Annotated in this window: 21 protein-coding genes and 1 tRNA gene; 13 read left to right on the top strand and 9 right to left on the bottom strand. The window is 33.3% G+C overall.

Translation table 11 applies throughout. From position 1 onward, the window contains the following. The first annotated feature begins 170 nt into the window (after positions 1-170). On the top strand, positions 171-2591 hold the full coding sequence (locus A9G10_RS12800) for an McrB family protein (RefSeq protein WP_143425950.1): 2421 nt from the start codon (positions 171-173) through the stop codon (positions 2589-2591). A gap of 5 nt (positions 2592-2596) precedes the next feature. Continuing rightward, complete coding sequence (locus A9G10_RS06205) at positions 2597-3688, top strand: 5-methylcytosine restriction system specificity protein McrC (RefSeq protein WP_081298967.1); 1092 nt, start codon at positions 2597-2599, stop codon at positions 3686-3688. A gap of 176 nt (positions 3689-3864) precedes the next feature. Here A9G10_RS06205 and A9G10_RS06200 read toward each other — a convergent pair whose 3' ends face one another. Next, positions 3865-4413 carry a hypothetical protein gene (locus A9G10_RS06200; RefSeq protein WP_065558027.1) on the bottom strand — a complete coding sequence of 183 codons (549 nt, stop codon included), beginning with the start codon at positions 4411-4413 and terminating at the stop codon, positions 3865-3867. A 206-nt stretch (positions 4414-4619) separates the two neighbouring features. Between A9G10_RS06200 and treR the strand changes: the two genes are divergently transcribed. The 4 genes from treR to A9G10_RS06180 all read left to right on the top strand — a co-directional run bounded on the left by treR (position 4620) and on the right by A9G10_RS06180 (position 10057). Continuing rightward, positions 4620-5588, top strand: a complete 969-nt coding sequence (gene treR, locus A9G10_RS06195) for a trehalose operon repressor TreR (protein ID WP_065558026.1) — start codon at positions 4620-4622, stop codon at positions 5586-5588. 173 nt (positions 5589-5761) lie between these two features. Next, the gene (gene treB, locus A9G10_RS06190; protein WP_065558025.1) at positions 5762-7189 is read left to right on the top strand and encodes a PTS trehalose transporter subunit IIBC; all 1428 of its coding nucleotides are present in this window, start codon (positions 5762-5764) and stop codon (positions 7187-7189) included. A gap of 75 nt (positions 7190-7264) precedes the next feature. Beyond that, positions 7265-8938, top strand: a complete 1674-nt coding sequence (gene treC, locus A9G10_RS06185; RefSeq protein WP_065558024.1) for an alpha,alpha-phosphotrehalase — start codon at positions 7265-7267, stop codon at positions 8936-8938. A gap of 567 nt (positions 8939-9505) precedes the next feature. Beyond that, entirely contained in the window at positions 9506-10057 is a 552-nt protein-coding gene (locus A9G10_RS06180) for a hypothetical protein (protein ID WP_065558023.1), read from the top strand. A gap of 322 nt (positions 10058-10379) precedes the next feature. Here the strand turns inward: A9G10_RS06180 and A9G10_RS06175 are convergent, their stop codons facing one another. Continuing rightward, the gene (locus tag A9G10_RS06175) at positions 10380-11441 is read right to left on the bottom strand and encodes a nucleotidyltransferase domain-containing protein (RefSeq protein WP_065558022.1); all 1062 of its coding nucleotides are present in this window, start codon (positions 11439-11441) and stop codon (positions 10380-10382) included. A gap of 15 nt (positions 11442-11456) precedes the next feature. Beyond that, on the bottom strand, positions 11457-12212 hold the full coding sequence (locus A9G10_RS06170) for a nucleotidyltransferase domain-containing protein (protein WP_065558021.1): 756 nt from the start codon (positions 12210-12212) through the stop codon (positions 11457-11459). A gap of 186 nt (positions 12213-12398) precedes the next feature. Between A9G10_RS06170 and A9G10_RS06165 the strand changes: the two genes are divergently transcribed. From A9G10_RS06165 to A9G10_RS06140, 6 genes are all read left to right on the top strand, one after another. After that, complete coding sequence (locus A9G10_RS06165) at positions 12399-12752, top strand: hypothetical protein (RefSeq protein WP_065558020.1); 354 nt, start codon at positions 12399-12401, stop codon at positions 12750-12752. Continuing rightward, positions 12739-13182 carry a hypothetical protein gene (locus tag A9G10_RS06160; RefSeq protein ID WP_065558019.1) on the top strand — a complete coding sequence of 148 codons (444 nt, stop codon included), beginning with the start codon at positions 12739-12741 and terminating at the stop codon, positions 13180-13182. Before A9G10_RS06165 ends, A9G10_RS06160 begins: the two co-directional genes overlap by 14 nt. A 290-nt stretch (positions 13183-13472) precedes the next feature. Continuing rightward, positions 13473-14192 carry a JAB domain-containing protein gene (locus A9G10_RS06155; protein ID WP_065558018.1) on the top strand — a complete coding sequence of 240 codons (720 nt, stop codon included), beginning with the start codon at positions 13473-13475 and terminating at the stop codon, positions 14190-14192. 109 nt (positions 14193-14301) lie between these two features. Then, on the top strand, positions 14302-15276 hold the full coding sequence (locus tag A9G10_RS06150; RefSeq protein ID WP_065558017.1) for an ABC-three component system protein: 975 nt from the start codon (positions 14302-14304) through the stop codon (positions 15274-15276). Further along, on the top strand, positions 15260-15508 hold the full coding sequence (locus A9G10_RS06145) for an ABC-three component system middle component 8 (protein ID WP_065558016.1): 249 nt from the start codon (positions 15260-15262) through the stop codon (positions 15506-15508). The genes A9G10_RS06150 and A9G10_RS06145 overlap by 17 nt, the downstream gene beginning before the upstream one ends. Next, the gene (locus tag A9G10_RS06140; RefSeq protein WP_065558015.1) at positions 15495-17276 is read left to right on the top strand and encodes a DUF2326 domain-containing protein; all 1782 of its coding nucleotides are present in this window, start codon (positions 15495-15497) and stop codon (positions 17274-17276) included. Before A9G10_RS06145 ends, A9G10_RS06140 begins: the two co-directional genes overlap by 14 nt. A gap of 148 nt (positions 17277-17424) precedes the next feature. Here the strand turns inward: A9G10_RS06140 and A9G10_RS06135 are convergent, their stop codons facing one another. From A9G10_RS06135 to A9G10_RS06115, 5 genes are all read right to left on the bottom strand, one after another. Next, positions 17425-18432 (bottom strand): hypothetical protein, encoded by a 1008-nt coding sequence (locus A9G10_RS06135; RefSeq protein WP_065558014.1) that lies wholly within the window; start codon positions 18430-18432, stop codon positions 17425-17427. A 142-nt stretch (positions 18433-18574) separates the two neighbouring features. Next, entirely contained in the window at positions 18575-19033 is a 459-nt protein-coding gene (locus tag A9G10_RS06130) for a hypothetical protein (protein ID WP_065558013.1), read from the bottom strand. Positions 19034-19077: 44 nt separating this feature from the next. Further along, a complete protein-coding gene (locus A9G10_RS06125) occupies positions 19078-20298 on the bottom strand; it encodes an RtcB family protein (protein WP_065558012.1) in 1221 nt (406 codons plus the stop codon). A gap of 58 nt (positions 20299-20356) precedes the next feature. Further along, the gene (locus tag A9G10_RS06120; protein ID WP_442903214.1) at positions 20357-21499 is read right to left on the bottom strand and encodes a slipin family protein; all 1143 of its coding nucleotides are present in this window, start codon (positions 21497-21499) and stop codon (positions 20357-20359) included. 720 nt (positions 21500-22219) lie between these two features. After that, positions 22220-22292 (bottom strand) — tRNA-Pro (locus tag A9G10_RS06115). A 318-nt stretch (positions 22293-22610) separates the two neighbouring features. Between A9G10_RS06115 and rtcR the strand changes: the two genes are divergently transcribed. Next, positions 22611-24224 (top strand): RNA repair transcriptional activator RtcR, encoded by a 1614-nt coding sequence (rtcR, locus tag A9G10_RS06110; protein WP_065558011.1) that lies wholly within the window; start codon positions 22611-22613, stop codon positions 24222-24224. On the opposite strand, the gene A9G10_RS06105 is transcribed toward rtcR, so the two are convergent. Beyond that, a complete protein-coding gene (locus tag A9G10_RS06105) occupies positions 24211-25068 on the bottom strand; it encodes a hypothetical protein (protein ID WP_065558010.1) in 858 nt (285 codons plus the stop codon). The two genes, rtcR and A9G10_RS06105, sit on opposite strands and share 14 nt — an antisense overlap. Between the last annotated feature and the right edge of the window lie 3 nt (positions 25069-25071).

The raw sequence follows: 25071 nt of genomic DNA, 5'->3' as shown, positions 1-25071 counted from the left end.
TTGTCAATTATATTTAATGATATTAATGGTTATTTAAGTATTTTTTTTGAAAATTTGACCTGTATCACATATTTAATTAGATTTGTTCACTTTTTTATCTTGTTTTAAGTTAAACTTCGTTTCTAAAATTTATCTTTACAATAGATTATCTACTTTTGAAAGGAAAAATATTGGAAGCAATAAAAACATATTGGTTTTTAAGCGCTAAGTTTAATGGTGGTGAAGACCAAACAGAACGTTTTGTTAGATTAGGTATTTGGGAAAATGGTTACGATAATAAATACTTAAATACCGTACGTACCATTTCAGTTGGTGATCGAGTTGCGATTAAATCCACTTATAACTTAAAAAAGAATTTACCTTTTGATAATAAAGGTCAAGCTGTTTCGGTCATGGAGATTAAAGCAACCGGCATTGTGACAAAAAATTATGGTGATGGAAAGTTATTAAAAGTTAATTGGCAAAAAGGGAATCTAAATAAAAAATGGTTTTTCTATACCAATATAGCCACTATTTGGAGTGTTAAAGATGATGAATGGTTATCAAAACAATTAATCAATTTTACTTTCTATAATGAACCACAGGATATTGACTATTTTCGGAATGCGCCTTATTGGCGATCACGTTATGGTGATGTTGCCAATCGTACCCAATTGTTCAGTTGGGTACGTTTTTATGAAGCTATTGCAGATAATTTATTAATTTATCTAGACAAAAGCAAACGTTCAATATTAATGGAATTTGTCAATCAGCTGGCCACCGAGTTTAAGCTTTCTTATTTACTCGATAAAGGTTTACAGGATATTTGTCCATTTACTGCATTAGGAACATTTAATCGACATATTAAAGAAACGACAAGAATAGAAATTGCAAAAAAGTGGGCTGAATTTCTTAATATTGAAGAATCCGTCCCTAACTCTTTTGAGGGCATACCATTACTTAATAATCAATTGTCTTGGTTTTTTACCAACTCTGAAAATCAACAACAAGAGATTGATAATTTGTGGGAATTTTATGCTACTGCACTGAAGTTTTCTAATGCTGATGAAAACTATCGAGATGAGTTTGAACAAAAATTTGACTTGATCATGTCGCAGTCATATTTTCCATGGCAATTAACAAGTGGTTTATTTTGGATTCGTCCTCACGCCTATGTCGTATTGGATAAGGCTTCAAAAACTTATCTTACTGATGAATTGGAGTTGATAAAAGATGATCGATTATCTAAAGAGCATTTTAATGGTAATGTTTACCTAAAATTGCTCGATGATTTAGCAATGAGATTTAACGAAGATTACTTTCCTATTCACTCTTTTCCTGAGCTTTATTTCACTGCACTACGTAAATATGAAAATCGCACATTAATTAATGAAAATTTAGCATCTAATAATCAATGGCAAATTATATTATTACAATTCATCCAAGAGCTTTGCCAAGATAACGGAAGTAATGTTTTTAATTGTAAAGAGTTGCTGGATAAATACGGACAACAACTTGAGGAGGAATTTCCAAATAATAGAGTTACAAGTAACTTGTTAACTTACACTTTACAACGAATGAAAGATAAAAAATTTTTTCAGTTTTTGGGGAATGGTAAATATCGGTTACTTAATCATAATATTGATGGAAAAAGAGGAGAAATCATGGAAAATGAACCAGATATTGATGCACCATTAATTGATGATCCATTATTTGTTAGGCATCCTTATACATTAAAAAATTTAATTCAAGAAGACTGTTTTATCGATAAACAGCAATTGCAACAAATGATATCCAGTATAACAAAAAAGAAAAATATCATTTTACAAGGCCCGCCTGGTACAGGTAAAACTTGGTTAGCTAAAAGGTTAGCTAATATTATTATTGGTTATAAAGATTCAAATAATATTCGAGCAATTCAATTTCATCCTAATCTATCTTATGAAGATTTTATTCGTGGTTTTCGCCCTACCAGTGAAGGTAAGTTAGCGCTGATCGATGGTCCATTTTTGGAGATAATTCATCAAGCCAGAAATGATCCTCAATCTAAATATGTTATGGTTATTGAAGAAATTAATCGAGGTAATCCGGCACAGATTTTTGGTGAAATGCTAACGCTGCTTGAAGCTGATAAGCGAATACCGAGTGAAGCATTAGAATTGACCTATCGCCGTGAACAAGAAAACGGAATATATATTCCCGATAACTTATATGTCATTGGTACGATGAATATAGCGGATCGATCTTTAGCATTAGTCGATTTTGCATTACGTCGACGTTTTGCGTTTTTTACTTTAGATCCTAATTTTTCAGAAAAATGGTTACGCTATATGATTAAAAAAACAGGGCTCAATAGTAAGCTTTTAGAAGAAATAAGAGAAAGAATGAATGAATTAAATGAATTCATTGCTCAAGATAGAATGTTAGGAAGTGCTTTTGCTATTGGTCATAGTTATTTAACTCATCATAGAGCTATACCGAAAAGTGAAGGTTTAGTTTGGTATCAAAATATTATTGATACAGAAATTAAACCTTTATTGGAAGAGTATTGGTTTGATGAAAAAGATAAACTTAACAAAGCAATGAAACTTATTAAGATTGCATATAAATAATTTCAATGAATACTGAATCGACAACAAGACAAAATACCACATTAAATAAAATACCTATTAAAAACATATGGTTACTTTTATTGTATGCATCAGATTATTATAAAGAGCTTGATAAACAGCAGCGAATAAATTTTGAAGAAAATCCTGAAAAAATTGTTGAGCTGGCTGCTGAGATTTATTGCAAGGCAGTACACAAAGGATTGCGTTATTCATTATCTAACAGTTATCAACCTAAAAAGCAAGTTTTAACACGTGTTAGAGGGAAAATTGATTATTTAATAACCGCACGTAAATTATTACTTGAAAAAGGTAAAATCCATTGTCGATATGATGGATTAACAAATAATACACCCAAAAATCAATATATTCATGGTGCTGCTCATGTTTTATTAAGGCAATTAAATAATGATAAATTGATTAAGCAATGCAAACAAATAACCAATCGTTTTAAAGAGTTAAAAATCGGTAAATCTAACTATTACAACCCTGTTATCGATCAGTTCAATCGATCAAATCCTCATGATAATCTATTAGTTTCGGTGGCTAAATTGGTTCATAGTTTATCTATTCCAACAGAATTATTCGGTAAAGAAACACTTAATACGTTGGAGAAAACTGATCAGTGGTTAAGAGCATTATTTGAGAAAGCGGTAATTGGTTTTTATCGGGTTAATCTCGATCCAAATGAATGGCAAATCGAGTCGGGAAAAAGGTTTAAATGGCAATGTACCCAATCGACGGACAACATTGGACAGTTTATGCCAGAAATGATCACCGATTTAATTATAGAAAATAACAAAACTCATTCTCGCTTAATTGTGGATACTAAATGTACCTCAATTTTTAATCATAACAAATTTTCTTTTAAGACAGATCATTTGTACCAACTTTATGCTTATGTAAGAAGTCAAGAAAGAAGTGATGACCGATTATCCTATTCTGCATCAGGTATGCTGTTATATCCAACAACAAATCAATCGATTAATGAATATACTACCATTCAAAATCATCAGCTATTTTTTTGTACGATTGATTTAAGTCAAGCAAACATGAGAATTAAAGAGTGTTTGCTATCTTTATTGGCTCAAAGTACATAAGCAATCTGCATCAAGATTCGACACCATTAGAATGAATTGATGCATTCAATCGAAAAGTTTATAACCAAGTACCACCTAATATGAAATTCACACATTACCAATGTTGCTCAGTGTTTAAGACAAGTGCATAACATAATATAAATAAATTAATAGGATAATATTCATTAAGCAAAAAATTAAGGCTCATTAGCCTCAACTTTAGAACAAATAAAATAAAAATCATTCGGTTTTGAGTCATTATCCTGACCAATAATTATAGTATCAGGGTAAAGTTTATTGTCCGTAATAGGGGTAATATCTTTTCGGTATATGTCTGTATCATTCAAAGGAATGGGTTCTTCACAGCTACGCAATATAGTGTTAGCACCAATCAATTTAGCGAACTTGTGCATATCCCCTTTGGCTTTAGCATAAAAAGATGTGACAAAATTATCGCTTTCATAACGAATCATATTCACCCATACATTCTTGATTTTGATAGGTTGCTTAAAATGGTATTCGATTCCAGTGATATTATCTTGTTGTTTGTTTTTTATGGTAATTTTTTGTTTTTCAAGTTCAGCAATGATTTTTTTATCTTCGATGGCAAAAGGCTTTGATTGACATAATAGAGCAGTTTTAAATTGTTCTTTAACGGTAGCTATTTTGGTGACATTACTTGATGCGTGTCCGGATAAACTGACAAAAAATAAGATATAACCTAACAGTAAATATAATTTTTTCATGTTTAATCGCTTGTCGTAAAGTGAGATATTGAGTTAAACAGTACTACTAATGACCTGTTAAATTTTAACCTGATTCTACCATTAGACATTAATTTAGGTATACCAATATTTCATGATTTTTAATATCATCCAAACAGCTACCGTATCGCAATTTTGTTGAAACTATATTACTATAATTTTATTGATCTTTATTCAGCAAAATTATTATGAGCAAGTCATCGAGCCACTTAACCATTAAGGATATTGCCAAACTTAGCGGAGTAAGCAAATCAACGGTTTCAAGAGTAATTAACCATGACCCAATGGTGAAAGAAGCAACACGTAATAAAGTCAATGCCATTATTGAACAATATCAATTTACGCCGTCTAAATCTGCAAGAGCAATGCGAGGTTATGGTAATAAAGTGATTGGTATTATTGTTACTCGTCTTGAGTCGATGTCTGAAAATCAAGCTGTCAGTAGTATGCTGCCAATATTTTATCAACATGGCTATGATCCGATTATTATGGAAAGCCAATTTAATGTTGAAAAGGTTGAAGAACATTTAGCCATGTTGAAAGATAAGCAGGCTGACGGTGTCGTGGTTTTTGCCTTTACAGGATTGGATAAGGGAGTATTGTCTTTCTGGCAAAATAAGAGTGTGGTTATTGCTCGTTCATTCCCTAATCATATGTGTGTTTGTTACGATGATATCGGTGCAGTAACTCACTTACTTGAGCATTTATATCATCAACAAAAACAGCGTAATATTGCTTTTATTGGTATTGAACAACAAGACCAAACTACCGGTGCGCTACGTTATCAAGCTTATCTGGATTTTTGTCAGCTTCATCAAATCACCCCTAATGCTTGTTTAGGAAACTTAAGTTACCTGTCAGGCTATCATCTTGCTCAAACAGTCATTAAATCATCACCTTCTGCTATTGTTTGTGCGACTGAAACGCTTGCGTTAGGTTTGCATAAATATCTTCATGAAAAGCAACTTAATAATACCATTGTTGCGAGTATCGGACAGAGTGAATTGCTCCGTTTTCTTTTTCCACAAACGTTATCTGTGGAGTTAGGTTTTGATAAAGCTGGAACTTATACCGCTCATGAATTACTCCGAATGTTAACCGATGAAGTTGAACTCAAAACGGTGACTATCCCTTGCCAACTGGCTGTTAATAAATAGCGATAACAATTTAAAATTATTATAGTTTTTATTATTTATGTGAGATCAATCACAAATAGGGAACGTTCCCATTTATTGTTTGTCTTTTTCAATCTATGCTAAATCCTAATTCAAACATAGCCAATGTATTAATAGCTAATTCAGCTAAATATCTATGATAGGGAGACTTGGAGATGGCTAAAGATCCTAATATCGCCTCAGAATCGATAACCGCATTAATTGATTGTGTGGGTGGAAAAGAAAATATTGCGAGTGTTACTCACTGTTTAACACGATTAAGATTTGCACTGTCTGATCCCAAATTAGCCAATATAAAAGCCATAGAGGGATTACCTTTTGTAAAAGGGTGTTTTAATAATGCTGGGCAGTTTCAAGTTATTATTGGAACGGATGTTGATAGTTATTACAAATTATTGATTGATCGATTAAATATTGATGAAGCGACTAAAGAGCAAACAAAAGCCTCAGCTAAAAAAAATATGTCATGGTTTGAACGCTTAATTTCAAATTTAGCTGAAATTTTTGTGCCATTATTACCCGCACTGATTGCGGGGGGATTATTACTCGGCTTACGTAACGTGATTGGTGACATGCCAACTATAAATGATAAACCACTTACTGACACTTATACTTGGTTGGTACCTATTCATAGTTTTCTTTGGTTACCTTGTGAAGCGATTTTCAACTTTCTACCAGTAGCCATATGCTGGTCTACAGTCAAAAAAATGGGCGGTTCCCCTGTGTTAGGGATTGTTTTAGGGATAACATTGGTTTCCCCACAACTGATGACTGCTTATGATCTAGGGAAAAAGATTCCCGAAGTGTGGGATTTTGGTTGGTTTACGATTCAAAAAGTCGGCTATCAAGCACAAGTGATTCCATCTATTTTTGCCGGTTTAGCGTTAGGATGGATTGAAACTCGATTACGTAGAATTGTCCCTAATTACCTAACTTTAGTGATTGTACCAATTGTATCAATACTATTAGCCGTCGTCCTTGCACATTTTCTTTTAGGACCAATCGGACGAATGTTGGGCAATGGTATTGCTTATGTGGTTAAATACCTAATGACGGGTGATTATGCCTTCATTGGTTCGGCTATTTTTGGATTCTTCTATGCACCTTTGGTTATTACAGGAATTCATCATACTACATTAGCTATCGATATGCAGATGACACATAGTATGGGTGGTACACCGATTTGGCCAATTATTGCCTTATCCAATATTGCTCAAGCTTCAGCCGTTGTTGGCATCATTCTAATCAGTAAAAAACATAATGAGCGTGAAGTTTCCATACCGGCTGCGATATCAGGTTACCTAGGTGTAACTGAGCCAGCTATGTACGGTATCAACTTACGCTATAAATTCCCAATGTTCTGCGCCATGATTGGAGCGGCGAGTGCTGGGTTAATCTGTGGTTTACATGGTGTATTATCTAATGGTATAGGTGTGGGTGGATTACCTGGTATTTTATCCATTAAACCGATTTATTGGGGAATTTATGCATTAGCTATGATTGTGGCAATTGTCGTACCTATTGTTTTAACATCAGTTGTTTATAAAATAAAATTGAAAAAAGGTACGTTAGATATTCGCTAAACACGATTCAATAACCGTTAACCGTTCAATTATGGAACGGTTAATTTATGACAGATGAATAATTAAGAGCAAACAATGAATACGAACGAAATCCCTTGGTGGCAAAATGGTACTATTTATCAAATCTATCCCAAAAGTTTTCAAGCCAGTGGTACTGGTTCAACGGGAGATTTATTAGGCATTATAAGCCGATTGGATTATCTTAAAAATCTGGGCATTAGTGCGATTTGGTTAACGCCAATTTATCCCTCTCCGCAAGTTGATAATGGTTATGATGTATCGGATTATTATGATATTGATCCGGCTTATGGCACGATGGACGACTTTGAATTATTGGTTAAGCAAGCGCATGAACGTGATATCCGTATTATGATGGATATGGTATTTAACCATACTTCAACAGAGCATCCATGGTTTAAATCTGCCTTAGATAAAACCAGTCCTTTTCGATCGTTTTATATTTGGAAAGATGCCAAAGCTGACGGCTCAGAACCCAACAATTGGCGGTCAAAATTTGGCGGTAACGCTTGGCAGTGGCATGAGCAATCAGGACAATACTATTTACACCTGTTCGCAAAACAGCAAGCCGATCTCAATTGGGAAAATCCAACCGTACGCCAAGAGATTAAAAATGTGTGTCAATTTTGGGCGGATAAAGGCGTCGATGCATTAAGGCTGGATGTGATTAATTTGGTCTCTAAACAGCAAGACTTTCCGGATGATGTCCAAGGGGACGGTCGAAAATATTATACAGACGGCCCCAAAATACACGAATTTTTGCAAGAGATAAGCCGAGATGTTTTCCTACCTAATGGTTTAAAAACAGTGGGCGAAATGTCATCCACTACATTAGAAAACTGTCAAAAATATGCCGCATTGGATGGTAAAGAGTTGACAATGACGTTTAATTTTCATCATTTAAAAATTGATTATCCAAATGGGGAAAAATGGACGCTGGCTAAGCCCGATTTACTTGAACTCAAAAAAATACTTGGCTATTGGCAAAAGGGTATGCACGGTAAGGCGTGGAATGCAATTTTCTGGTGTAATCACGATCAACCTCGTATTGTGTCACGTTTAGGTAATGAAGATCAATATCACAGCGAATCAGCTAAAATGCTGGCGATGATTCTTTATGGACTACAAGGCACACCGTACCTTTATCAAGGTGAAGAGATCGGGATGACAAATCCCCATTTTACTCATATTTCGCAATATAAAGATGTGGAAAGTCTTAACATCTACCAAGAAAAAATTGCCGAAGGTATGTCAGAGTCTGACATGTTAGCGATTCTTGCCAGTAAGTCACGCGACAATAGCCGAACGCCAATGCAATGGGATCATACTGCCAATGCCGGATTTAGCCAAGGTAAACCTTGGATTGAGGTGGCAAATAATTATTCAAAAATCAATGTTAAGGCAGCGCTTGACGATCCCAATTCAATCTTCTATTGCTATCAAACCTTAATCAAATTACGCAAAATGTATCCGATCTTTATTTTCGGTGACTATCAAGATCTAACGCCTGATGTTGCTAATTGTTGGTGCTATGCCAGACATTGGAATAATCAAACGTTACTCGTGATAGCCAATCTGACCGAAAATACGGTTAAATGGCAATTACCTAATGGGTTTGAAAATCGTCATTGGCAAAGATTGCTAGGTAATTATGAAAACCAAACTATATTAAAGCCAGAAATGGTGTTACAACCTTATGAGGCTATGTATTGGTTGCATATAAATAGTTAAACGGTTGTATCAGGTTACAAGGATATACACTAAATCATTTTGTTCTATTGAATTAAAAAATTGTTGAGCGAATAAGGTAGTAAGAAAATGCCAACACTTGTGTTGGTTTTTTGATTGAAACGCCATAATAAGTTGTTCATCGAAAGTTGTGGATAGTTCATATGGGTCATCAATTCCTTTATGTTAGTTAATCAATAGACATTCTAAATCACGTTAAATAATTGGTAATATGTGTAAATCTAACTTTCCTGTTATAAAAAACGGGTTATCAGAACGTCAACTATACTCACTTGAACAGTAATTAATTAGCATTAGTGATGAATATCAATATTGGGTTATCTTAAGATAAAGTATTATAGAAATTATGATAAATGACCTAATTAGTAAAGCTGTCTAGAAATAGAGTAATAATACATTCGTTTTATACTAAAAAAATATTTTTCAATCATATTCATTGGGATAATTTTGATTTTTAGAATTTGGTATTTAAAAATAATTATTATAAAATAATAAATTATAATTCCATTGAAAATAATAGATTTATCATCGTTAAAAAACATAGTAAAAATGAATACAAAAAGAAAACAAAATAAACCATTAAAAAAATCTTTTATGGATATTATATCAACAGCACTGACTTTTGGTGTTTTATTTTGGTCTCTTTTGTTATTAGTTTTTATTTTTCTAGCTGTTATAAATTTATTTATAGGTGTTGATGAATTATTATTTTCAATTCACGGTGTGTGGTTTTTTCCTGCTACTATTTTAGCATGGCTATGCATGACTCCAACTTTCCATATCACAAAGAAAAGCATTATTATTTTACGAAAAATTAGACCAAAAATTTATATTCCAATTTGCCAAGATCTTGAAGTTAAAATCATTAAGGTCGAATATTTCAAGTATCCACCTAAAGGGATACTATGGAAAAGGATAAGATGGATAGGGAAATGGCATCCTATATATATATTATTTATAACTTTTAAAAATAAAAAAGTAAAACTAAAAAAAAGCGTGATAAGTGGGGTATACACACATGACCAAATTGATTACTTTTTTAGTAATTTAAATTTGTCAGGTGTTCGCTATGAAGTCAAAAATTTACATATTCCTGTTTAGTAAAAATTTAGGGATTTATTTCTATATAACCTTAATGATTTGGATATTTCATTTTTATAATTTGAAACATTTTGGTAATTGATTTCTCTTTCCTCAATTGTATATATTCCATAATTTTTTATAGTGGTATCTATTATTATTTCTGTATCAAAAAAGAGTGAATGATTCAAAATAAACCTCTCGGATTGAATGGCTTGGGTGATAAATATGCTGTTTGAAAGAGTCGTGTTTGTTAAAAATAAACATCTATAATTTTATTGTTTAGAGATTAAGAAGAATTATCGTAATTTACTCGTTAGCTGATTGTTTTTTTTATTACTTACTATCGATTATATAACCACTCCCGCATTTTAACTAACCGAGCAATAATTTCATCTGAATCGGGCATTTCAGGTAAGGTTGTGGTTAGTGTTGCGGTTTCAATGTCATCAAATAATGATTTGGCCATATTCATAATTTCGTCATAGCTTAATTGACCATTTTTAATTGCGAGCAGTTCGTTTCGATTAGTGCGTTTATTGGTAATGGTGCCTTTGGTCATAATTTCATGAGCAACTTGTAATAAGCGAATGGTATGCATCATATTTTTAGCATCAAAATCATTACCATTTTCAATATTACTGCGATAACGCTGTTCATTACGTTTAGCAACCCATTGCCAGTAAGCCTTATAATCACGACAATGCGATGAAAAACCATCACGATTAAAACTTAAGTAAGCAATTACTGGGGTGTCGACTTTTATTGAAGACAAGCACAGCTCGGTCGAATCATCCTGTTGAATAATACCATGATAACCACAATCCCCTGATGCATCATAAAAAAGGGCATATAAATCTCGACTATGTGGAACATTCACCAAACCACATAAGTGTTGATCAAAACGCTTTTCATTTAACCAATTGGTGAGGGGATAAGCATGCTGACCTTGAATAATATAACAAAAATCAAGGACCGTTTTACGCTTCACCTCGACTGGATTATTAATCTTTTTATTCAATCCCTTGGCTTTTTTAATTTGTGACATGGCATAGTGAGCAAAGGTTTGTTTAGTTTGTTGGGATAAAAATAGATCAAGGGTTAACTGCTGCATAATTGGATGCTGATATAAAATACAGTCGGGTGCAGAAGCCAATACTTCTAAAATATTCGGGTTATTTTTAAGTAAAAGCTCTACAAAACGACCTAATTCATAATAGACGATATCATTGGTTTCATTACTAATTTGCGGAATATACTCGAGTCCATAAAATTTATCTTTAGGTAAATAAAACACCCCTTTGATATCTGTATCCGATGTTTCGGTAGCTAATCCGAACGAACGACTACCACTAATCACTTCAAACAAAATGAGATTTTGTGCTTTTAAATCATCAATTGTCATGTCGTGTTCCTTTCCTTATTTTAAGCTCATTAACGTTTGTATAAAAAAGCGATCTAATTTATCTGCCTTAAAATGCTGTTCAGTGATAGACTCAACTTCTGCACTGATATCAATCATGGATTGTTCAATGAACGATAAGATTTCTGGCGCAATAGTTATCGATGCTGATTCCACCATAGTTGCTTTTAATCTAATAATATCATTTATTTGCTGTCTTAAATTATCCGGTAATAGTGTTAATAATGGCATTATTGCCATAGGAGCGATTTGCCGTTTTTCTAAACACCATTTAGCACACAATAAAGGTCTTAACACATAAAACAATTTTTTAACACCAATCTCTTTGCCATCGATAGTTTGCAGCGAGCTTTTAGCAATACCTAAATAGTGATAGATGTTACCACGTGTATTAAAAAAGTCTGCACACAATTGCCATAATTGCTGAGCAATTGATTGATTTTGCTGATAAATAATTGGAGATTGCAACCACTCAAACGGCGTAGTATTGGATTTTCGGATTAACTGTAGGGTCTTTTTCAAATCCCAACCTTGTAAATCCAGTTCGTCGTCTATGGGAAAAGTAAAATGTGATTCAGGATTATCAATGGCTAAATATCTATCTAATGGATGAACATAAATAAAACGTACATCATAATCGCTATTTGGCGAAGGAAACCCCCACGCTCGACTGCCCGATTCGCAGGCATAAAGAATATGGATACGGTATTGTTGTTCTAATTCGGTAAGTTTTTGTTTTATTCGCTGTTCCATTTTTATTATTCCTTAACTTTTGACACAATTTAAGCATTTTACTCATTATCATTGATAACAAATTATTTAGAAATGAAAATTTATGATTAGAACCTTCAAATCTGAAAAAATTAACAAAAAATAAGCTTTAGCATTTTTTTATTAAATTTGTACATTTAATATAAAATCCCTACTAGCTATCAATGCATGATTTTTGATCCTAATGGCGATTACATGCGACAATATCGAGGACAAGCAGAAGCTTTTTATGATGATGGAGACATCCCTTTTTCAATAGAACAATTTATCAAATACCATGCGAAAGATGGTGATTATGTTTCTCAACGTGAAATCACATTAACACGAGAGCAAGCGCTGAATATTGAAAAAAGAATTATTAATGGTAATTATGCGACTTTTATTGGTTTTTATTGTGCGCGTGCCGTTTCATCTGTTTTAGATGAATATGGTCTACAAGAACTTTATTTGTTACCTGCCTCTTTGGAAAAAGCGGTAAAAAAGATTGAAGATAAAAAAGGACAAGCTAGTGAAAATAATTAATTTAGTCATTATCGTTTTATTTAATTTTATCGGTGCCTATCTAAGTTACCAATGGTGTTATTCAATAATTATAAGAAAACATCATCGTTTACCACCAGAATTATATTATTTGATATGTTATGGTTTGTGTTATTTCTGTTTTATTCTGATTTCAATCTTTCTTTTAAATAAAATAAAACGACCGATGGTTTTAGTGATTTTCGGCGTGCTAATTGGTATTATAATTCCCGCAATGCCGCCTATTGTCCAAATGTTAGTAATGGAAGATACTAATAAATTTGCTTTTAATCTAGATTTTATTATGGGGATGTTAGGTATCACATCAATGATAACCCTCAATTTTATAATATATCCGGCAATATTATTATGCTGTCATTATTTTATTGGTGGGATACAAAAAATATCAAGTAAGCTTGCTTTGAAGCAATAATTAATTGTCCGAACTAGTCAAAAAAACGCCCAACTATTTTAAACTGTTGGACTTATTAGATTGGATTGTTGATATTGAATTATCTGCTGTTATTTTAGGCGTTTTATAATAAAAATTAGTAAAATTAGAATCCAAACTAAAATGCTAAATGATTTTTATTGCAGTTTATGATGAACCTATCAGGCAAGCATAAAATAATCATCACAGGTATGACCAAGATTAATTAACTACTGCTAAGTCTAAGAAAAATATGCTATATTATTTTTTAATTGATTTTACAAGGTGATAAAATGGATACAAAACTAACCAAGCATGACAAACGATATATTGAAGGCACAGACGATGTCTACAGCATTATGCAACGTGTGTTATTGCGTGATAACCAAATCGACCAAGAAAAAGAACATCTTTGGATGATTGGCATGAATCAAGCTGGTTATATCCTGTATATCGAACTGATTGCGCTTGGCAGTTATAAATCGGTCGATGTTGAACCGATGAATGTATTTCGTGTTGCGGTAATGAAAAACGCCTCACGCGTGATATTAGTTCATAATCACCCGTCAGGATCGCTGACGCCGTCGGATGCCGATAAAGATATCACTGATCGCCTAATCCAAGTCGGCCGTATTTTGAATATCGACCTAATCGACCACCTAATTATCACCCCTAAATCCTATATCAGCTTCCGCAGTACTAAACTTATGGACGAGTTAGAACAAAGCCTAAAATACGTCCCGACTTATCAAGTGGTTGAACGCATCCGTAAGGAAGAAAAATTGATTGCTAAAGAGAAGTTGGCGGTAGCAAATGACAAAGTTAAAGTGGCTGAAGAAAAGGCGAAAATAGCAAAATTGGCGGAGAAAAAAGAAAGAGAACAAAAAGAACGATTGGTTCAAGCTTTAGCTCGAAAAGAAGTATCGGTTGAACAAATTGCAATCATCATGGAAATTGATACTAAAGAAGTTCAGAAGATTCTTAGAAAGAAAACGGTAAAAGCTCAAAAGTAATAAGTATCAAAAATGCGAACTTGCTCGTAAAATAATAAACTTATTATTGTTATGTATATAAACACAGTTATAATGTTTGGCACTTTTAGTAGTAAGGAATACATATATCATGAAATATGCTTATGAAGATATGAGTGATGAACAATTTGAAAGATTAGTTGTTATTATTTGCCAGCATATAATGGGTATTTCTACACAAGGATTTGCTAAGGGTCCTGATGGTGGGAGAGACGCTAAATTTATTGGTACTGCCGAATTATTTCCCAGTAGAAGTTCACCTTGGGTTGGAACAACAATTATTCAAGCCAAACATACTAATGGCTATAATCGTAATTGCTCTGAATCTGATTTTTATAATAAAGAAAAGAAAACTAACCCCAATACCGTAATTGGTGCTGAACTGCTTCGTATCAAAAAGTTAAAAGATAAAGGTGAGCTGGATAATTATGTCTTGTTTACTAATCGTCGTTTAACTGGTAATGCAGAGAGTGAAATATGTAAAACGATTTCAGACTATATTGAAGTCGATATAGCATCAGTAAAGATCATAGATATTAATCAGATAGAACTTTATCTTAAACGATATCCTGAAATAATGAGAATCGCTGATCTAGATCCTATCGATAGTCCGTTAATTGTTAGTCCTGACGATTTAGCAGAAGTTATCCAGGCATTTGCAAATCAAGCGCGAACTCTTGATAGAAGTTTGACCAATATCAATATTGAGCGAACCACTTACGCTAGAAAAAATCAGCTAAATAATATGACTGAGGCTTATGCTAATGAGCTTAAGCGGCGTTACTTAAAAGACGTTAATGAAATTGAATCTTTTCTATCTTTAGCTGAAAATACTGCACTACGTGAACGTTATGAGCTTGCAGCAGAAGAGTTTTGTTTAAATATTATTGCAAAAAGAAAAGATTATCAGACTTTTGATCACATAATGAATTACTTATCAAAGTTATTAGTTGATAGAGAGCCAATTTTGAGGCAAGCTAAACATAAACGATTAGTGAATGTCATGTTGTTTTTTATGTATTGGAGTTGTGATATAGGTGAGAATGAAGATGCTAAGACCCAATAAACATACTCACCCGGATAAGACCATTATTAACATGTCTTTTTTATTACTTTATTATATTAAGAAAAAGAGACTAGAAAAATATGATGGTTTATTAGAATATGCTAAAAAGTCGGTTGAAGGTGGTCAATTTTTATTTCTACCTGCACTTAATCTTCTTTTTTTATTAGGGTTAGTTGAGTATCATGCAAAAACTGACTCAATCGAATATGTGGGGATAAATGAAACTATCTAAATTATATTCAAATAAACCAGATTTATTTGAAACTATTATTTTTTCATCAGGTTTGAACGTAATTCAAGCTGAAATTCGCTTGCCTGAAAATAAGAAAAAAGATACCCATAATTTAGGTAAATCGACGTTAGGCAAATTACTTGATTTTTGTTTTTTATCTAAAAAAAAATCAGAATTTTTTTTATTTAAGCATAAACAAATATTTAAGCAATTTGTGTTTTTTTTAGAGTTGGAACTAGAAGATGGTTCTTACCTCACTATTCGTCGCTGTGTTACAGATGCAACACGTATCAGTATAAAGAAACACACCGATTCACACCAAGATTTTACGCAATTAGCACATTGGGATCATGAAAATGTGTCATTTGATAAAGCGAAAGAGATTTTAGACAGTATATTAAATTTTTATTTGATTAAACCATGGCAATATCGCAAAATTTTAGGTTATTTATTACGTTCTCAAGATGATTACCGTGATGTTTTTCAATTAAGAAAGTTTGCCTCTAAACATAAAGATTGGAAACCTTTTCTTGCTCATATTCTTGGTTTTAATTCTGATTTAATTGTAAAGCATTATGAACTGGAAGCTAAACTTAAAGATGCACAAGATAGAGAAACGATAGTAAAACAAGAGTTAGGTGGTTCAATTGAAGATATTAGTCGGATTGATGGGCTTTTATTATTAAAACAGCAGGATGTTAATGAGCGACAAAGACTGTTGGATAAGTTCGATTTTCACTCAGTGGATCAAGCAAAAACCAAAAAACTCATTGATGAATTAGATTTGCAAATAGCTACATTGAATAAAAATCGCTACTCATTGGATTTTAATCGAAAAAAGATAGAATTATCTTTACAAAAACAACAAATATTATTTGATCCTGATGAGGCTGAAAGCTTGTACAAAGAAGCCGGTATTCTTTTCCCAGAACAATTAAAAAAAGATTTTAATCAACTTATTCAGTTTAACCGCGCTATTACAGAAGAACGACATACATATTTAAAAGAAGAACTATCATCAATAAAAAAAGAGCTAACAAATATTAATCAAACTTTATTGCAATTAGGTGAAGAAAGAACACAGACTTTATCTTTTTTAGGTGAAACAGATATTTTTAATAAATATAAACAAATATCTAATGATTTAATTACCTTAAAAACTGATATTGCTTTTTTAGAAAGACAAAAAGAATTTATTCACAAATTGCAGGAGCTTAGGACTGAAATTAGATTATTAGATGAGCAATCTCAAAAAGTCAGAATTGATATGGAAAATGATTTAGAGATACAAAATACACAAGAAACAAGTTTATTTTCAGAAATTAGGTTGTATTTTAGTCGCATTGTTGAAGATGTTATTTCAAGAATGGCATTACTTAATGTCAAAATTAATCGAAAAGGCCATTTTGACTTTAGTGCTGATATTTTAGATGAAGCGGGTCGTTCAACAAGTGCTGATGATGGTCATACTTATAAAAAATTACTATGTGTAGCTTTTGATTTAGCTATATTACGTGCTCATCTTAAAGATAACTTTCCTCGTTTTGTTTATCACGATGGAATATTTGAATCGTTAGACGACAGAAAAAAGATAAATCTTCTTAACGTTATAAGACAATATTCTAATTTAGGTATTCAACAAATTATTACTGTAATTGATTCAGATATTCCTCTTGATACCGATATTTTCTTCGATAAAAATGAAATTGCATTGGTATTACATGATGAAGGGATAAAAGGACGATTATTTAAATTACCATCTTGGTAATTAAATTAATAAAAAAATAAAATCATGGATATGTGACTATCATTTAAAAGATAAAACTATTTTTTACACATAGGGGATACTGCCGATAAATTACAATCATAAATACTGAAAATTAATTATTAATATTTCAGTATTTATGATCAATATATTATTTATGAATGTCTACGTTAGTATAATCTGAGCCATTACAAAGATAAGTTGTCATTCGAATATCACTTTTATCTTTTTCAAAATAAAACGCCCGAAATTCTAGTTCATCAACCTTCAAATAACGAGCAGTATCATTAGGCACGTTTTTTATAATCTTATTATTGCATTTAAAATAATTTATTGTATCTGCTTTATATGTTTCAGAAATTAAGGTATTAGTAATATTATTTATATTGAAAATAATTAATAAGCAGGGTAATACAGCGCTTATTAAAACAACAAAGTAAGTTATACTTGGTAATCTATTTGAAAGCTTTTGGTTCTTTGCTAACTCAAACCCAATTATAGCAAAAATCTGTAATAAACTACTTCCGATTAAAATAAAGTTAAGCCAATATAATCCTTTTGTTATAGTTGATAGTTGTTCTGGATAAACAGATATCATATCAGTGACAAATGTTCTCCCTTGATTTTCCCCCATGAAATCAAGCACTATATAGATAAGAGCTAATAAAGCAGCACCTATAATTTTTTCTAACTCATTAAATTCTCTTTTAATTATATAAGTTATCATTATCGTTATAGCTGAAAGAAATTGTAATATAAAAAGAAGAAAACTAATTAACCAGTAACATTTAAACAAGAATGTAAGAAAAGCTAAACAACCAAATATAGCTCCCCAGCCAGATAAAAATAATATTAGATGTAATACTTTTTCGGAGTGTTTTTTTTGTTTTTTTTTGTTGATTTTCTTTTTTGGTAATGTAAATACAATTTTAAGCCAATCCTTTGTAAATTTCTTCTGCTCTTTACTGGTATAAAATTTATAATAAATTGTATACCCCACCCCCAAAACAACATAAGAAATAATAAAATAGAAAGTAACTGCTTCTCTTTTATTCATAGTAAGAATAATTACGCTCACAATGTAAGTTAGAGCTACTACCCAAAATAGAACGGGATATTTTAAAATATAATTCTTTAATTTATATAATGGTTTTTTCATTACCACTCCTTTTTTGTTATCTTTTATCTATATGCAAAACTGAATAATGAAATTATCTTGATAAACACTAAAAATAATTTTTAATGAAAGTGAAAAGCATAGATTTTTTCCATAATAAATTACACATTTCAATCACCAAAAATTAATCATCTAAACAAAAATATATTAAATAATAGTTATTTTGATAAACCAACAGTAAATCACACCATTGTATCGCATACCACATTGGTGGCATTGTTTCAATTTCATATAGATAACATTTATTTAATTCTAGGTGGGACAATATATCGATAAAACCTGAAACTCCCCTCATTCCGTTTTCTCTATGCAAGGTTGGTGAATAGCTTTGCTTAAAAAACCATTTATTAATTTGCTGTATAAATTCATCAACGGTGATCTGTTTTGGTTTTATATGCCATAACTGAGCATCTAAAAATTTTCCGTGCTCATCGGCAATTGATTGAAAATGATGGGCCAATGTATCCGTAAAATGGCCTTTATGATCAAGTAACTTAACTGTATAATCACAATAGTGATTAGGTTCCGCATTTAAACAAGCCATTGCTTTTAGATAACCATTAATATAATCAAGATTCACCATATTTTATATCTCCGTTAACATCGAAGAGCGCTCCTCGATAATTTTTACCCCTTCACACACACCACTTGCCTTAATTGATGCACTATCTCAACCAATTCATTTTGCGCGGTCATCACTGCATCAATATCTTTGTATGCCATTGGGATTTCATCAATCACGTTGGCATCTTTACGACATTCGACATGGGCCGTGGCCTTGATTTGATCCTCAATGGTAAATTGCTTTTTGGCCGCTGTTCGGCTCATCACGCGGCCGGCACCATGCGAACACGAGCAAAAACTTTCTTTATTTCCCAGTCCTCGCACAATATAGCTTTTAGCCCCCATTGAGCCGGGAATAATGCCTAATTCTCCTTTACGTGCGGATACTGCGCCTTTACGTGTGATAAAAATTTCTTCACCAAAATGTTGTTCTTTTTGAACATAGTTATGGTGACAATTTACTGCCGACATATGGGTAGTAAATGGTTTAGTGATAATTTTCCGCATTGCCAAAATCACATTATGCATCATTGCCTCTCGATTTAGCCTTGCAAACTCTTGCGCCCAATGCACAGCCTCGACATAATCGTGAAAGTGCTCTGTACCTTCTTCCAAATAGGCTAAATCTTTATCCGGTAAGTTTTGGATATGCACTTCCATGTCTTTTTTAGCCATTTCAATAAAAAAACTGCCAATGGCATTACCCACGCCACGTGAACCACTGTGCAACATAATCCAAACACGATCGGCCTCATCTAAACAGATTTCGATAAAGTGGTTGCCGGTACCTAATGTGCCTAAATGACGGTAGTTATTGGTTTTTAAAAAGCGCGGGTATTTTTCCGTCAGCTTATTAAAACCTGGCGCTAGCTGTTGCCAGTACTGTTCGACAATAGCAGGGGCGTCATGCCAGCTACCATAATCCCGTCCTCGGTGTTTTGGGGTAATTCCATGCGGCACCGCTTTTTCAATTTCAGTACGTAATGGTAATAAATTATCTGGCAAATCAGCCGCCATCAACGAGGTTTGTACCGCAATCATACCGCAGCCAATATCTACCCCAACTGCGGCAGGAATAATCGCGCCGAATGTTGGAATTACACTGCCAATGGTTGAGCCTTTGCCTACATGCACATCGGGCATCACGGCGATATGTTTAAAAATAAATGGTAGTTTTGCCGTTTTAGTTAGTTGTTCTTTAGCCTCGGGTTCTACCGGTACCCCTTTAGTCCACATTTTGATTGGCTTGGCGTTTTCTGTCTGTAATAGATTATATTGTGTCATTTTTTTATTCCTTACACCGCCCTGCGATTGTACATGGCGGCTTAATATTTTCTTTTTATCACGCACTTTTAGGTTGGATATTTACCAAGCCATGTAACACTTGGTCAAGTCCGCCTACTACCGAGATTTTATCGATACGTTCAGCAATGCGTTCTAAAGTTTCCATCTCTTTTAACCGCAAGGCTACTGGGTTATTTTCCATTACTTTGGCGGTGTTCAATAATGAACGGGTTGCTGATGTTTCCTCGCGGCGACGAATCACATTGGCTTGCGCCACTTTTTCCGCCTCGACCACTTGTGATAGAATCGCTTTCATATCGCCTGGTAAAATAATGTCTTTTACCCCTAGTGAAACAGTTTGTAAACCATAGCCATCTAAACGCATTTTGATATGTTGGGTTACCACTTCATCAATAATATTTTTGTTCTCAAGTAACTCATCCAACGTACGCATACCAATCGCTTCGCGTAATCCAAATTGTAATTCACGATACAATAAATCAACCGGCTGCGCAGTTTTTTCAAACGCGGTTAATACGTCAGTATAGTGCCAGTTAGCCACTAAGTTTACCCGCAAATTGACTTTATCTTTGGTTAAAATCTCTTGTCCTGCCACTTCTAAGGCTTGCAGGCGAGTATCCACCATATCAACCGAGATTTCCCGGTTAAAAAGCCAATAAGCGGTAATGCTAGCTTTTAATAACTGCTCAATTTTACCGTTCACTTTTAATACCCCGACATGATAAGCCGGCACTTGTGCAATTAATACGCTGTTATCACCGAGTACTTCTTTTTGGCGTAACTTTGGTTGTAGTAATTGCTGTACCATTTCATCACTTAAGGTATACCTTTGGTTTAAATCCACTGTCACCATATGCTGTTTATGGCTATTTTGCCAATATAGGCGTTTAGTACCCGGGGATAAAATTTCAACCAATAGATCGTTTTCATAACGCAAACCAGCCTGATTTGCACCGACTTCCATTGCGATACAGTATTGTGATAGTTGTTGTGGTGTACGTTGTTCTATGGCATCAGCGATACGATCATCAATGCGGTTGTCCCTTAAGTTAAATTTACCCAGTACAATCGTATGTTTAAATTGGCAATAACCGACGATCGATTCTGGCGCAATAATCTGTATTAGCTGGTTATCAACAAATAAAGTCCCAATTTGTTCATGAATAAAGTGATGTAGCACTAGTTTTTCGATATTCACAATGGCGTTATTGCTATTTTTAGCTTCAATCAATTCTTGTGCGATATCGGTTGGCAGTGCATAACCGTCTTGTAATGCCACTTTTTTAATCGCATGTGCTTTGTAGCTTTTCCAATATAATGCTTTGTTTGCTGGTAAAATGACTTCTACCAATTTTTGCTCTTCATAACGTAAGGCAATTTCGTTTTCAGCCACATCCACTAAATAACTGTGTTGGTTAATAATATTTGGATAGAAGTTGATTAACTGTTCTGCTATGTTGGCTGCAATTTTTGTCTCAGCTAAATTAATCAATTGATAACTGGAGATATTAAATGGATCAAAAATTCGGTGTACCCCCGCAGTTAATACTTTTTCAATCTCATTGTTTTTGAATAAAATTGCAATTTCATATTTTTTGACTTTAATAGTTTTTATCATTTTACATTTCCTTTTTAGCACAATCAGCAACCGAGTTTGCACAATTGAAACGGGCTAAGTAACGAAATAGTAGGGTGAAGGTTAAAAGCAATAAGAAAAATAGTGCGCCACTTATTGGTATTTAACATTATGCCTATTATCCAGTTTGTTTACCTTGAAAGTCGTGGTGACCTGACAAGTTAACCGGTTTTTTTTGCGGATAAGCTTGTTACGGTGCTTTGTCACTTAGCTTATCTAACGCCGATCACTGACTGTGTTTGTTTTTCTACTTTTGTTTTACGGTTTTTGAAGTGGGATTCGAACCCACTACATATCGATCCCTAGTCGATTGTTCTACCAGATGAACTATTCAAAATTGACTTTTCTACAGTCACCTAATCACACAATAAGGAATACATGTTGATAATCTTCCGTCCTTTTATCCCGTAGATAAACCCGTAAAGGATTCGCGATGTACCTTGCTGTGATAAAAACAGCATTTGCTTGCTTAGGTATATTTAATATTGCGAAAAGCGTGCCAAAAAATAAAAAGTAATAAAAATATTTTTTAACTATTTGATTTATAAACATAAAAAATAAATATCATATAATATATATGATATTCAAATAGATTTTAATGATTATAAGTCTTATAATTTAATCTAGCTATTTATATAATATTATAAATTTAATCATGAAAAAGAATGTGATATTTGGTTTTTTGGGTAATGTGCTGGATAACCGAGGTAGAGGTAAAAAACGCTGGGCGCGTTGGCGGCCAACGATTGATTTGTGCAGACAAGCTGATTTAGCTATTTCTCGTTTGGAACTGCTTTATTTTGCCAATGATGAGCAGCTACTTTGTGATATTGTTAATGATATAAAAATTCTATCCCCTAATACCGAAATTAAACCTATTGTCATTAATATTGCTGATCCATGGGATTTTGAGCAGGTTTATACTTGTTTATTTGATATTGCTAAACGATATTCTTTTGATCCAGATAAAGAAGATTACTATTTGCATATCACAACCGGAACCCATGTAGCGCAAATTTGTTGGTTCTTATTAGCTGAATCACGTTACTACCCAGCTAAGTTATTGCAAACGTCACCACCAGTAAAATCAAATAAAGTTGAAGAAAGAATTTATAATAATGAGGCGGAACTGATTGCCAATAGTCCTAAAGGAAAAGCTAACACCATTGATTTGAATCTTAATCGTTATGATCAAATTCTTAACCGCTTTCAGCAATATGCCAGTGAAGCTACCGAGCTTTTAAAATCGGGAATCCCCACACGCAATCAACTGTTTAACCAGTTAATTGCTGAAATCGAACAAGTGGCCAGCCGTTCTTATGCCCCTATGTTATTATGTGGGCCAACTGGTGCAGGAAAATCATTTTTAGCGAAACAGATCTATTTACTTAAACAAAGTAACCATCAAATCAGTGGTCAATTTGTTGAGATTAACTGCGCCACCTTACGTGGCGATAGTGCTATATCTACCTTATTTGGTCATGTCAAAGGCGCGTTTACGGGGGCAAATCTGGCGCGGACTGGATTGTTAAAAAGTGCCGATGGAGGATTGCTGTTTTTAGATGAGATCGGGGAGCTTGGGTTAGACGAGCAAGCAATGCTATTAAAAGCGATTGAAGAAAAGCAATTTTATCCATTTGGTAGTGATAAACCAATTAAGAGTGATTTTCAGCTGATTGCCGGCACCAATAAAGACCTTAAACAGGCAATCAGTCAAGGTGAGTTTCGCGAAGATCTGTATGCCCGTATTAATCTGTGGACTTATACATTGCCAAGGCTAGCCGAGCGTAAAGAGGATATCGAACCGAATATTGATTATGAACTGGCGCGTTACGCCAAAGAATATGGCTTGATGCCACGTTTTAATCGTGAGTCGCGCAGTGCCTATTTACAGTTTGCAATTTCGAATGAAGCATTATGGAAAGGAAACTTTCGTGAACTCACCGCATCTATTACGCGTATGGCAACGCTGGCACCACAAGGTAATATTACAATTGAGCAAGTCGAACAAGAGATTAAACGTTTAAAACAAAACTGGCAAGGCGATCAGCCAAATAATTCATTAATTCCACAAGAAATAGATGAATTTGATCGCCACCAATTAGAAAAAGTTATCGAGATATGTCAAAAAAGTGCCAGTCTATCAGAAGCTGGTCGAAAGCTTTTTGCTGTTTCGAGAACCAAAAAACAGAAGAGTAATGATGCCGACAGGCTGAAAAAATATTTGGCGAAGTTTGGGCTGAGTTGGGATGAGATTAAACAGGTATAACTGAATGAATAGCATCAGAGAACTTTTTTTCTATATTATGAATTTTGACTTGTTTTAATACGATTTTATTTGGTGTTGAACAATGATGAACTAAATAGCAATATAAAAAAGTTAACAGTTGGGCTCGATTAAAAAGTTGTTGGAATGAATAAGAAAGCGGCGTATCAAGATATTTGATATGAATGGATAAGGTTTTATCGATTAAATGGTTAGTAATATTTTTCAGTGGTTCACTATTTTTCTGTAATTGAGGTAGTCCGAAATTCGTGGTTAAATGATAGAGAGTTGAATAATCTGATATACGACTAAGTTGATTGCAAAAAGTTCTAAACTGTTTTATTAAATAAGCATCTAAATAACATTCTTTAATTTTGAGATGAAAATGTTTTGAATTATCGATAGGTTGTATAATTCCCGCCACCTCATATACTGCGATGGTCGCATAAATATACAAACCGACTAATGTATCTTGCCCTTGTGATGATAATTCATCAAAGTTAAGGTTAGCTTTTTCGAGATCTTCCGAAATTATTTCTTTGTACAAATTTAATTGCGCTAAGAAATTTGCTTCTTCACCTGTGTTGCTATCATTAAGCACTAAATAAATTCCACAAATATAAGTTTGGTAGTAATTAAATTTAGTTGTATTAAAAACAAAATGTAACACAGACTGTTTATATCGTTTTACTATTTTAGCTAATGATTTACTAACATATTTATCGATTAATTTATTCGAGCATTGCCAAGGTGAATATAATAACCCTTTAAACAATGCGTTGATTTCAGGGTTACTATTTTGCTTATTGGTGATTATTTCTAGCAAATCAATTTGTTCTTGACGCATTGA

The sequence above is a fragment of the Gilliamella sp. wkB308 genome, from assembly GCF_001690185.1.
Lineage (GTDB): Bacteria > Pseudomonadota > Gammaproteobacteria > Enterobacterales > Orbaceae > Gilliamella > Gilliamella apicola_I.
This window is presented reverse-complemented; position numbering and strand designations above follow the sequence as displayed.